The 12,066-nt window shown below is 71.5% G+C and carries 9 protein-coding genes; 2 read left to right on the top strand and 7 right to left on the bottom strand.

Annotated elements, in window-relative coordinates:
* Nucleotides 1-95: 95 nt before the first annotated feature.
* Complete coding sequence (locus DEU34_RS03815) at nucleotides 96-734, top strand: Pr6Pr family membrane protein (RefSeq protein WP_147424004.1); 639 nt, start codon at nucleotides 96-98, stop codon at nucleotides 732-734.
* A 7-nt stretch (nucleotides 735-741) separates the two neighbouring features.
* Here DEU34_RS03815 and DEU34_RS03810 read toward each other — a convergent pair whose 3' ends face one another.
* The 4 genes from DEU34_RS03810 to DEU34_RS03795 all read right to left on the bottom strand — a co-directional run bounded on the left by DEU34_RS03810 (nucleotide 742) and on the right by DEU34_RS03795 (nucleotide 6,519).
* Nucleotides 742-2,559, bottom strand: coding sequence for an ABC transporter ATP-binding protein (locus DEU34_RS03810; protein WP_121148888.1), 1,818 nt, complete (start codon nucleotides 2,557-2,559; stop codon nucleotides 742-744).
* Nucleotides 2,556-4,385: an ABC transporter ATP-binding protein gene (locus DEU34_RS03805; protein WP_121148887.1), complete on the bottom strand. Its 1,830-nt coding sequence runs from the start codon at nucleotides 4,383-4,385 to the stop codon at nucleotides 2,556-2,558. Before DEU34_RS03805 ends, DEU34_RS03810 begins: the two co-directional genes overlap by 4 nt.
* Nucleotides 4,386-4,516: 131 nt before the next feature.
* Complete coding sequence (locus tag DEU34_RS03800) at nucleotides 4,517-5,026, bottom strand: methylated-DNA--[protein]-cysteine S-methyltransferase (RefSeq protein WP_121148886.1); 510 nt, start codon at nucleotides 5,024-5,026, stop codon at nucleotides 4,517-4,519.
* Nucleotides 5,023-6,519 (bottom strand): DNA-3-methyladenine glycosylase 2 family protein, encoded by a 1,497-nt coding sequence (locus tag DEU34_RS03795; protein WP_121148885.1) that lies wholly within the window; start codon nucleotides 6,517-6,519, stop codon nucleotides 5,023-5,025. Before DEU34_RS03795 ends, DEU34_RS03800 begins: the two co-directional genes overlap by 4 nt.
* Before the next feature lie 201 nt (nucleotides 6,520-6,720).
* Here DEU34_RS03795 and DEU34_RS03790 point away from each other — a divergent pair, with 201 nt between their 5' ends.
* Nucleotides 6,721-8,142, top strand: a complete 1,422-nt coding sequence (locus tag DEU34_RS03790) for an NAD(P)/FAD-dependent oxidoreductase (RefSeq protein WP_121149696.1) — start codon at nucleotides 6,721-6,723, stop codon at nucleotides 8,140-8,142.
* A 106-nt stretch (nucleotides 8,143-8,248) separates the two neighbouring features.
* Here the strand turns inward: DEU34_RS03790 and purH are convergent, their stop codons facing one another.
* Genes purH through DEU34_RS03775 form a run of 3 tightly spaced genes read right to left on the bottom strand, consistent with a single transcriptional unit; the run spans nucleotide 8,249 to nucleotide 12,025 of the window.
* Nucleotides 8,249-9,856, bottom strand: a complete 1,608-nt coding sequence (purH, locus tag DEU34_RS03785) for a bifunctional phosphoribosylaminoimidazolecarboxamide formyltransferase/IMP cyclohydrolase (protein ID WP_121148884.1) — start codon at nucleotides 9,854-9,856, stop codon at nucleotides 8,249-8,251.
* 8 nt (nucleotides 9,857-9,864) lie between these two features.
* The gene (gene purN / locus DEU34_RS03780; protein WP_121148883.1) at nucleotides 9,865-10,503 is read right to left on the bottom strand and encodes a phosphoribosylglycinamide formyltransferase; all 639 of its coding nucleotides are present in this window, start codon (nucleotides 10,501-10,503) and stop codon (nucleotides 9,865-9,867) included.
* Between the two features lie 4 nt (nucleotides 10,504-10,507).
* Nucleotides 10,508-12,025, bottom strand: coding sequence for a DUF6350 family protein (locus DEU34_RS03775; protein WP_183042350.1), 1,518 nt, complete (start codon nucleotides 12,023-12,025; stop codon nucleotides 10,508-10,510).
* Nucleotides 12,026-12,066: the final 41 nt, after the last annotated feature.

Raw genomic sequence — 12,066 nt, 5'->3', positions numbered from 1 at the left:
GGGTTCTTCGCGGGTCGGGAACGGGAAGAGGATGCTGCGCACCATAGCAGGGCGCAATGACCCGCGCCCGAACGCTCTCCCGCTATCGTGTGCACATGACCTCGCGGGTGGCGTCGATCGTGTTCAGGCTGTTCTTCGCCGTGCTCTCGCTGTCGGCGGTGGCGTGGCAGTTCTTCGCCGGCACCGTGGCGAGCGGCTTCAGCATCCTGAACTTCTTCTGCTACTTCACCAACCTCTCGAACATCCTCATCTCGATCGTGTTCATCGTGAGCGCGGTGCGGGTGATCCGACGACGCGCCGATCCCTCCGAGACGCTCGTGTCGATCCGCGGGGGCGCCGTCGTGTACATCGTGTTCGTCGGCATCGTCTTCAACACAATCCTGGCCGCCGGTGACATCGGCGCGATCTTCCCCTGGGTGAACGTGGTCGTCCACATGATCGTGCCGGTCGCGGGCCTCGTCGACTGGATCATCTGGGCGCCGCGGCGCAGGCTGCCCTTCCGGGTGACCCTGTGGTGGATGATCTGGCCGGTCGTGTACTCGGTCTTCTCGCTGGTGCGCGGCGCGGTCTCGGGCTTCTACCCCTACCCCTTCTACAACCCGGCCGTCTCGGGCGGGTACGGCGGGGTGGCCCTGTGGTGCATCGGACTCGTCGCCGGCTTCTTCGTGCTGGCCGTGGCCGTCTGGGCGATCGGCAACGCCCGGCACGCGCGCGCCGCGCGGGTGCGCACGTAGCCGGACGTCAGACGAGCGACTCGCGCCACGACGCGTGCAGCTGGGCGAACTTGCCCGTCCCGGCGATCAGCGCCTCCGGGGTGTCGTCCTCGATGATGCGGCCGTACTCCATCACGAGCACCCGGTCGGCGATCGCGACCGTCGACAGACGGTGGGCGATGATGATGGCGGTGCGGTCGGCGAGCAGCGTCTGCAGGGCCTCCTGGATGAGGCGCTCGCTCGGCATGTCGAGCGATGCCGTCGCCTCGTCGAGGATCAGCACCGCCGGATCGGCGAGAAACGCCCGCGCGAACGAGATCAGCTGACGCTGACCGGCCGATACGCGCCCGCCGCGCTTGTTCACGTCGGTGTCGTAGCCGTCGGGAAGAGCGCGGATGAACTCGTCCGCTCCGACCGCTCGCGCGGCCGACCGGATCTCGTCGAGCGTCGCGTCGGGCTTGCCGAGAGCGATGTTGTCGGCGACGGTGCCACTGAACAGGTAGGCCTCCTGCGTGACCATCACGATCGCGCGACGGAGGTCTTTCGGGTGCAGCTGCCGGAGGTCGACGCCGTCGAGGGTGATCGCGCCCGACGTCGGGTCGTAGAACCGCGATACCAGCTTCGCGAGCGTCGACTTTCCGGCGCCCGTCGTTCCGACGAGGGCGATCGTCTGACCGGCGGGCAGATCGAGTGTGAAGTCGGGCAGGATGACGCGGTCGTCGGAGTACCCGAACTCGACGTCGTCGAAACGGATGTGCCCGCGGGCCTGCCGCAGGTCGACGGGGTCGCTGGGGTCGGGGACGGTGAGTTCCTCCTCGAGGACTCCCGACACCTTCTCGAGCGCGGCCGTCGCCGACTGATAGGAATTGACGAAGAACGCCACCTCGCTCAGCGGCGAGAAGAAGTTGCGCACGTACAGCACCGCACCCAGCAGCGTTCCGACCGCGAACGTGCCGTCGACGACGCGCAGCCCACCCCACAGCAGCACCAGGGCGACGGAGACGGCGGCCACGGCCATCAGGCCGGGCTCCAGGATGCCGAACAGCCGGATCGAGCGCATGTTGACGTTGCGGTACTGGTCGGACAGGTCGCCGAAGCCCTCGTCGTTGCGGGGCTCTTTGCGGAACGCCTTCACCGCGCGGATGCCGGTCATCGTCTCGACGAACTTCACGATCACCTGGGCGCTGATCACGCGCGACTCGCGGTACACGCCCTGTGAGCGGAGGTAGAACCAGCGCATCAGGAAGTACAGCGGCACACCCATGACCACCACGACCATGCCCGACTGCCAGTCGAGCAGCAGCAGCGCGATGAGCGTGAACCCGCCGTACAGCACACCGGAGACGAGCTCGTTCAGGCCGCCGTCGAGCAGTTCGCGGATCGTGTCGAGGTCGCTCGTCTGCCGCGAGATGATGCGGCCGGAGGTGTACGACTCGTGGAACTCGAGACTCAGCCGCTGCGTGTGCAGGAAGATGCGCTTGCGCAGATCGAGCATGACGGCCTGCGTCAGCCGCGCGGCGACGATCGAGTACCAGCCGATGAGCGCGGCGCCGCCGAAGCCCGCGACGAGGTACACCGAGACGACGCCGATCGTCGGCATCCAGTCGGCCTGCTCGAGGGCGGCGGGCAGGGCGTTGTCGATCCCCCACGCGATGAGCGCGGGGCCGGCGACGCGCAGGGCCGTCGAGATCACGAGCACGACGGCTGCCAGCAGCACCTGCCAGCGCACCGGGCGCACGAGCGAGCCCAGAAGCCGCAGGGAACGACGGCGGATGCTGCGGCTCTCGGCCTTGGTGTAATCGGAGCGGTCTTCGCCGGCCGTTCCGGAGACGGTCGTGGCGCTCATCGGATCACCTCGATCTCCCGGGTGTTCGTATCGCGCACGGCCGCCTCGACCTCCAGGCTCGAGATCACGTGGCGGTAGTGCTCGTTGCCCCGCAGCAGCTCGGTGTGCGTGCCGATGGCGGTCACGCGGCCCTGCTCGAGCAGGGCGACACGATCGGCCAGCAGCACGGTCGACGGGCGGTGGGCGACCACGAGCGCGGTGGTGTCGGCGAGGACCGCGCGCAGCGCCTCCTCGACCAGCGCCTCGGTGTCGACATCGAGGGCGGACAGGGGGTCGTCGAGCACGAGGACGGCGGGCTTGGCGGCCACGGCGCGAGCCAGGGCGAGGCGCTGACGCTGGCCGCCCGACAGGCTGAGCCCCTCCTCGCCGATGACGGTGTCGAGCCCGTCGGGCAGCTCGTGCACGAACCCGGCCTGAGCGACGGCGAGCGCCTCGGTGATCGCGGCCTCCGCCTCCGGCGAACCGGGCTCGAGGTCTTCCCGACCGAGCAGGACGTTCTCGCGCACGGTGGCCGAGAAGAGCGTGGCGTCTTCGAACGCCATGCCGATGTGGCGCCGCAGATCGCTGAGGGTGAGGTCGCGCACGTCGACGCCGTCGAGCGTCACCCGGCCTCCGGTCACGTCGTAGAGGCGGGCCGGGAGAGTGGTGAGCGTCGTCTTGCCCGACCCGGTGAGCCCGACCAGCGCCATGGTCTCTCCGGGGCGGAGGGCCAGGTCGATGCCGTCGAGCAGGTCGCGCTCGCCCTCCCCGGCATCCTGGTACCGGAACCGGGCGCCTTCGAAGACGAGCGCTCCGCGCACCTCGTCGAGCGCGACCGGGTGCTGAGGGTCGACGATCGTGTTCTCCTCGTCGAAGACCTCGAAGATGCGGTCGGTCGCCGTGCGCGCGTCGAGGAGGAACGAGAAGAGGAAGCCGATCGACTCGGTGGGCCAGCGCAGGATCGCCGCCATCGCGAAGAACGCGAAGAGCTGCGCCACGTCGAGTTGACCGATCGAGGTGAGCACGATGCCCGCGCCGAGGCAGAGCGCCAGCGCGATGTCGGGCAGCAGCACGAGCCAGAACATGATGAGCCCGACCGACTTCGCCTTGCGCAGCTCGGTGACGCGCAGACTCTCGGCCTGGCGGGTGAACTTGCCCAGCAGGTGCCCGCCGCGACCGAACGCCTTGAGCACGCGGATGCCGTGGACGCTCTCCTCGACCGCGGTCGCGAGGTCGCCGGCCTGGTCCTGGCTCTGGCGGGTCAGCATGCCGTACTTCTTCTCGAAGAGGTAGCCCGCGATCCACAGCGGTGCCGAGCACACGACGTAGACGGTGCCGAGCACCCAGTGCCAGCTGAACAGCAGCACCGACCCCGCGAGGATGGTGAGCATGTTCACCACCAGCAGCACGAGGCCGAAGGCGAACCAGCGGCGCACGAGGCTGATGTCCTGCATCATGCGGCTCAGCAGCTGCCCCGACTGCCAGCGGTCGTGGAACGCGACCGGCAGACGCTGCAGACGCTTGTAGAACTCGGTGCGGATCACGTACTCGACCTGGGTCGAGGGCGCCAGTACGAACCACCGGCGAGCCCACGTCATGAGGGCTTCGAGCAGACCGAGCGCGAGCACCGCGGCGGCTCCCCAGGCGATGAGGCCGGGGTCGCCGGAGGCGATCGGACCGCCCACGACGGCCTCGAGCACGAGCGGGATACCGAGCGCGAGCAGGCTCGCGACGAGGGCGCTGACACCGCCGAGGATGAGGCGTCCCTTGACGGGACGCACGAACGGCAGCAGCCGCGCGAGCGATCGCGCGGTGGACAGTTCGGAGGCAGGTGTAACGGGGGTCATGATCCTCGGTGGAGCGGCACCGTCCACGGACGGCAGAATTTCAGGGGACTCACAGCCGCAACGCTCGGGCGGGAGGAGTTATGCCCGACTCGCGGGCAGCCCTCCAGGATACAGACGTTCGCGCTGCAGCCTCAACCCCGGGCGCGCAGCGCCGTCTCCCGGTCGAGGAGGCGCCTCTTGACCTCGAGGCCCCAGGCGAACCCGCCGAGCGAACCGTCGGTGCGCAGCACCCGGTGGCAGGGCACGAACAGCGCGGGGGCGTTGCGGGCGCAGATGGAGGCTGCGGCCCGCACCGCACGAGGCTGTCCGAGCGTCGCGGCGAATCCGGTGTAGGTGAGCGGCGCCCCCGGGGCGATCCCCCGCAGCGCCGACCAGCCGGCGAGCTGCAGGGCGGTGCCCGTCTGGGCGACGGCGACACCGTCGATGGCGGCGACGTCGCCCTCGTAGTACGCCCGCGCGGCATCCGCAGCATCCGTCCGGCCCTCGGCGACGGCCGACGGGCGCGCCGCCGGGGCCAGGCGGCCGACGACTAGCTCGGCATCGCTCGTCCAGCCCGACGACAGCACGCGGCCGTCGGGGTCGGCGAGGATCGTGAAAGGGCCGTCGGGGGTGTCGATCGTCTCGATCGTGGCGGTGGTCATGACTTCTCCTCGATGGGGGCGGGCGCGGCGCGCCAGGACTGGGTGACGGGGGCGGCGTACCAGAGGTGCGACATCAGATAGCTGCGCCACGGTGCGGCGCGCACGGCCCATCCGGTGAGACCGGCGGCGTCGGCCGGGATGCCGGCGGCGGCCGCGCCCGCACGCGCGGCGATGTCTCCGGGAAGCAGCACATCGGGGTCGCCGAGCACGCGCATACGCACGTAGTCGGCGGTCCACGGACCGACGCCCCGCAACGCCAGCAGCCGTTCGCGCTGCTCGGCGCCGTCGTCGCCGGCCCCGAGGTCGAGCGAGCCGTCGGCCAGGGCGGTGGCGGTCTCGACGATGGCGCGCATGCGCGCCGCAGGACCCCGCAGCACGTCATGGCCGCGCTCGGCGATCGCGGTCATGGTCGGGAAGAGCACGGTCGTGCCCTCGTCGCCCTCTACCCGCTCGCCGAGGGCATCGGCGAGCCGCGTCATGGCGGTGCGCGCGGCGGCGACGCTGATCTGCTGGCCGATCATCGCGCGGATGAGCATCTCGTGCGCGTCGACGCATCCCGGCACCCGCACCCCCGGAATGCGCGCGACGAGGGGCGCGAGCAGAGGATGCCGCGACAGCGCCGTATCGACGGCGACCGGATCGGCGTCGAGGTCGAACAGGCGCCGGACGCGGGTGATGAGGGTCGCGAGGTCGGACAGCTGAGACAGACGCGCGCGCATGCGCACCCGGCCGTCGGCATCGAGCGTGACGGAGAACCAGGCCGGACCGCCGCCGAGCAGGAGTGTCCGCGCGAACGAGGTGGCCGACGCATCCTCTACTCCTCCGATGGCGTGAGCGGCCATCCACCCGAACAGTCCGGCGGAGTCGAGGGGCCCGCGATGCGGCAGCACGAGGTCGATCTGCCCCGGGGTGCTCTCGTGCGAACGACGACGTGCGCGCAGCTGCGTGGGCGGCATGCCGAACACCTCGCCGACGGTCTCGTTGAACTGGCGCACGCTGGAGAACCCCGCCGAGAACGCGACGTCGGCGGCGGGCAGGTCGGTGCCGACGAGCAGCATGCGCGCGGTGTGCGCCCGGTGCGCCCGGCTCAGCGCGAGAGGGCCGGCGCCGAGCTCGGCCGCGAGCAACCGGGTCAGATGCCGCGGGGAGTATCCGAGCCGGCGGGCGAGCCCCGGTACGCCCTCGCGGTCGACGACCCCGTCGGCGATGAGGCGCATCGCCCGAGCCGTCACGTCGCCGCGGAGGTTCCACTCCGGCGAGCCGGGGGCGGCCTCCGGCAGACACCGCTTGCACGCGCGGTAGCCCGCCTCGTGGGCGGCGGCCGAGGTGGCGTAGAACGAGACGTTCTGCTCCTTCGGGGTGCGCGCCGGGCAGCTCGGACGGCAGTAGATGCCGGTGGAGCTGACCGCGGTGACGAACTGGCCGTCGAAGCGCGTATCGCGCGACTGGATCACGCGATACCGCTCGGAGAAGCTCATGCCCGTCGTGCTCATTCCCCCAGCCTGCCACCGCCCGCCGACACCGGCTGGCGGTTTTCGGACACGGCCGTCGCGGCTGGCGCGCTGAGAGTCCACGACACCCGGGCGGCCCGGGCTGCGCGTCCGGGTGTCTTGGACTCTGGAGGGAGAGTGGGTCAGCTCGACGGGACGCGCAAGCCCCGCCCTCCCCCGCTCGTGCGGCGGTACCGTGTCGCCATGAGCGCACGCGAATACGACGTCATCGTCATCGGAGCCGGTCCCGTCGGAGAGAACGTCGCCGACCGGGCCGTGCAGAGGGGCCTCTCGGCGGTCATCGTCGAAGCCGAGCTGGTCGGAGGCGAGTGCTCCTACTGGGCGTGCATGCCGTCGAAGGCGCTGCTGCGCAGCGGCGCGGCTCTGCGAGCGGCGCAGGCCGTCGACGGCGCCAAGCAGGCCGTCACGGGCGACCTCGACGTGGCCGCTGTGCTGCGCCGGCGCGATTCGATGACGCACGACTGGAACGACTCGAGCCAGGTCGAATGGCTGCAGGGCGCCGGCATCGATCTCGTCCGCGGCTACGGCGCGCTGACCGGCGAGAAGACCGTGCGCGTCACCGCTGACGACGGCACGACGACCGACCTCGTCGCCCGGCACGCGGTCGCCGTGTGCACCGGATCCGCAGCCCTCCTCCCCGACATCCCGGGACTCGCCGATGTCGCACCGTGGACCAGCCGGGAGGCGACGAGCGCCCAGAAGATCCCCGCGTCGCTCGCGATCCTCGGCGGCGGTGTGGTGGGGGCCGAGATGGCGACCGCCTACGCGAGCCTCGGCAGCGCGGTCACGCTCGTGGCGCGCTCAGGGCTGCTCGCGAACAACGAACCGTTCGCGGGAGAGCTCGTCGCCGCATCCCTCACCGACCTCGGCGCCACGGTGAAGACGGGGGTGGACGCCGTCTCCGCCCGTCGCACCGACGCGGGCCTCGTCGCCATCGAGCTGTCCAACGGCACCACCGTCGAAGCCGAAGAGGTGCTGGTCGCGACCGGGCGGATCCCCCGCACCGGCGGGCTCGGCCTCGAGACGGTGGGACTCGAGCCCGACTCCTGGCTCGAGGTCGACGACACGCTGCTCGTGCGCGGGACGGATTGGCTCTACGCGGTGGGCGACGTGAACCACCGGGCGCTGCTCACCCACCAGGGCAAGTACCAGGCGCGCGCCGCCGGCGACGTCATCGCCGCGCGCGCCCAGGGTGCGCCGGTCGACGACGCGCCCTGGGGCGCCCACGTCGCGACGGCCGATAACGAAGCGGTACCGCAGGTGACCTTCACCGACCCCGAGGTCGCCTCGGTCGGATTCACCGCGGCCTCCGCCGAGAAGGCGGGACGCCGCATCCGTGTTCTCGACTACGACCTGTCGTGGATCGCCGGTGCCAGCGAGCAGTCGGACTCGTACAAGGGTCAGGCCCGCGCCATCGTCGATGAAGACCGCGGCACGATCATCGGCGCGACCTTCGTGGGTCCCGATGTCGCCGAGCTCGTGCATTCGGCGACGATCGCGATCGTCGGCGAGGTGCCGCTGACGCGCCTGTGGCACGCGGTGCCGTCGTACCCGACCGTCAGCGAGGTCTGGCTGCGCTTGCTCGAGACCTACGGCCGCCCCTGACACCATCCGCCCGAAGACCGCGAGACCGCTTCCGCGCCGCGAGACCCCGACATGAAGCCGGGGTTTCGGTGCGCAGGAGCGGTCTCGCGGTCTTGGCGGGGGCGCGTCAGTGGAAGAAGTGGCGCTCGCCCGTGAAGAACATCGTCACGCCGGCGGCACGCGCCGCGTCGATGACCTCTTCGTCGCGCACCGAACCGCCCGGCTGCACGATCGCCGACACCCCGGCGTCGAGCAGCACCTGGGGGCCGTCGGCGAAGGGGAAGAAGGCGTCGGATGCTGCGACCGAGCCCGCGGCGCGGTCACCGGCGCGCTCGACGGCCAGACGGCACGAGTCGACGCGGTTGACCTGACCCATCCCGATCCCGACCGTGGCGGAGCCCTTGGCCAGCACGATCGCGTTGGACTTCACGGCGCGGCACGACTTCCACGCGAAGATCAGGTTCTGCATCTCGGCCTCGCCGGGCTGCTCGCCCGAGACGAGCTGCCAGTCCTTCGCGACCGACTCGATGTCATCGGGGAAGCGGTCGGCGTCCTGCAGCAGGAGCCCGCCCGAGACGAGGCGCACGTCGAGACGCTCCTGCTCCCAGTCGGCCGGCAGGCACAGCACGCGCAGGTTCTGCTTGAGCTTGAAGACCTCGAGCGCCTCGGGCTCGAAGTCGGGCGCGATGATGACCTCGGTGAAGATGTCGCGCAGGTTCTCGGCCATCTTCAGCGTCACCGTGCGGTTCGCGGCGATGACGCCACCGAACGCCGACACGGGGTCGCACTCGTGGGCGCGCAGGTGGGCGCTGGCGATCTCGTCGAGCGCGTTGGGTGCGGCCACCGCGATGCCGCAGGGGTTCGCGTGCTTGATGATCGCGACGGCGGGCTTGACCATGTCGAACGCGGCGCGAAGGGCGGCGTCCGCGTCGACGTAGTTGTTGTACGACATGCCCTTGCCCTGCAGCTGGCGGGCCTGGGCGATGCCGTGGCCGCCTGCGCGGGAGTAGATCGCCGCGCGCTGGTGCGAGTTCTCGCCATAGCGGAGGGTCTCGAGACGCTCGGCCGCGATCGTCAGGTGCGCCGGCAGCTCGTCGGCCGACGAGAGCGTGTCGTCGGCGAACCACGTCGAGACCGCCGTATCGTACGCGGCCGTGTGTGCGAAGGCACGCGCGGCCAGCTCGCGGCGCTGTGCGAGGGTCGTGCCGCCGGCACCGAGCGCGTCGATGATCGTGGGGTACGACTCGGGCGCGACGACGATCGCCACGTTCGCGTGGTTCTTCGCGGCGGCGCGCACCATCGCGGGGCCGCCGATGTCGATCTGCTCGACGACGTCATCGCCCTCGGCGCCCGAGGCGACCGTCTCGACGAACGGGTAGAGGTTCACCACGACGAGTTCGAACGGCGCGATGCCGAGCTCGTCGAGCTGGCGCTCGTGGCCCTCCAGGCGGAGATCGGCGAGCAGCCCGGCGTGCACGCCCGGGTGCAGGGTCTTCACACGGCCGTCGAGCGACTCGGGGAAGCCGGTCACCGCCGACACGTCGGTGACGGCGTGACCGGCCTCGCGGATGGTCGCCGCGGTCGAACCCGTCGAGACGATCTCGACGCCGGCGGCGGCGAGTGCCTCGGCGAGGCGCAGCAGGTCGGTCTTGTCGCTCACCGAGACGAGCGCGCGGCGGACCGCCACGACGTCGCGGTCGCGGTAGAGGGAGGGGTCGTGCCGAGGTCCGGCCATGGGGACTCCTAGGGTGTGTCGAGGGCGGATGCTTCGTTGTGCCGCGCGGCGGACGGCGACGGGACGGTCGAGGACAGGTCGAGATCACCGGTCGCGATGCGGCGCACCACGTCGATGAGGAGCCGTCGCTCCACGGGCTTGATGCGGTCGTGCAGGCGGTGCTCGTCGTCTCCGGCCAGCACGGCGACGCGCTCCTGGGCGAGGACCGGCCCGGTGTCGACACCGCCGTCCACGACGTGCACGGTCGCCCCGGTCTCGGTGGCACCGGCGGCGAGGGCGTCGCGCACTCCGTGCGCTCCGGGGAACTCGGGCAGGTAGGCGGGGTGGGTGTTGATGAGCCGCGGCGACCAGGCCTCGACCACGGCCGGCGGGAGCACGCGCATCAGTCCGCTCAGCACGACGAGGTCGGCGTTCCAGACGGCGAGCTGTTCGATGAGCTCGCTCCCCCACTCGGCGCGCGAGTCGAACTGCTCGTACGGCACGAGGAACGTGGGGATGCCGAAGGCCTCCGCGTGCGCGAACCCCTCGGCCTCGCGGTCGGCGCCGACGACGATGACCCTCGCCGGGAAATCGGCGGAGGCGGCGGCCTCGAGGAGGGCCCGGAGGTTCGATCCGGTGCCCGAGATGAGGACCGCGACGGTGAACACCCGGTCAGTCTACCGACGGGCGCCGCGGACGCTCGTCGCCATCCGAGGCGCCCCCGCGCTCGAATCCGGGGATCGGCTCGGTCGCGTCCGCGTCGACCGGCACCGGGTGGGCGCGCTCGCCGTCGCCCGCCGCCGCCGGCTCCCCCGATTCGGTCGGCGGGGCCAGCCACGTGTCGGTCGTCGGGATGGGGCGCTCGGGGTGGGAGAACGGACGCTCGGCGGCCAGACGCCGCCAGGTGTCGAGACCGGTGTCGGGCGGTGCCGGGCGCGCGGGGACGACGGATGCGGCGACCTCGCGGCGCTCGTCGTCGCTCGCGCGTCGCGGCAGGAGCAGAAGGATCGCTGCACCGACGAGCACCTCGACTCCGACGGTGAACGCGAGAGCACCGGCGTCGGGACCGATCCGGGCGAGCCGCCCGGGACCGATCGAGCCCGACCCGAAGACGGCCAGAAGCGCGGCGACGGCCCCCGTCACGACCGCCACCGACACGGCGAGCACGAGGCGGAACAGCAGACCGCCGTCGTGGTCGCGCGCGGCGTGGGGCCTTGCGGCGAGGCGGGAGCGCAGCATCCATCCGGTCAGCACGCCGACGGCGACCGGGAGGAGCGCCAGGAGCAGCAGCCACGTCGTCGATGACTCGGGCACGACCCCGAGAACCGGGATGCCGGGCAGCACTCCCAGCTGCGTGCCCGCGGGCGAGACGGCCGTGCCCTCACCGAGAGCGAAGCCCGGGCCCGCGACGAACGAGAGCGCCCAGACGATCAGCGTCGGAAGGTACGCGAGCTGCGCGAGGGCGAGCACGATCACGCCGGCGGCGTCGACGTGTGCGGCCTCGAACAGCGCCACGATCTCTCCGCCGCGCAGCAGTACGGCGATGCCCGCGACGGTCGCCGCGACGCCGATCAGACCGGTCACGGCGATGGCGCTGCCCCGCGCGAGGAGACCCGGCAGCGCTCCCCAGGTGCCGTGCTCGATCCGAGACCGCAGCCGCGCGATCGATCCGTGCTCGTCGAGTCGCCACGATTCGACGAATGCGCCGAGCATGGCGGGGAGCCCGAAGACGAGAGCGGGGAAGAGCACGGCCTGCCAGAGTTCGACGGTGGCGAGGTCGTTGGCCGTCGTCAGGGCGATGACCGCGGCGATGGCCGTGAAGACCGCCAGGCCCGTCACCGCACCGGTCGCGGGGGCGCCCGCCTGAGCCGCGCGGCGACCGGATCGGGCAGCGAACAGCGCCGTGAAGACGGCGAGGGCGAGCGGCGCGAGCGAGAGGGTGAACGACGCCGCCGTCGGGTCGATACCGGCGACGTTCAGATACTCGGGCGGCAGCGTGAGCTCGAGCGGCACGAGGTGCCCGAGCTGCCAGATCGCCCCGCTCGCGGGCCAGAGCGTCGACCAGTCGGCACCGGATCCGAAGCCGACGACCCACAGCAGGGTCAGGGGTGCGAGCACGACGGCGACGCCGCCCGCTGCCGCGATGACGGCGTCGAGGGCGGCGAGGAGAACGACGAGGAGGCGATGCATGCGCGAACGACCCTACCCGCGGGTGCGGCGCGTCCCGCGAC

The organism is Microbacterium sp. AG1240, assembly GCF_003635115.1.
Taxonomy (GTDB): Bacteria; Actinomycetota; Actinomycetes; order Actinomycetales; family Microbacteriaceae; genus Microbacterium.
Note: the sequence above shows the minus strand (reverse complement) of the source record. Positions and strands in the feature narration are given on the sequence as shown.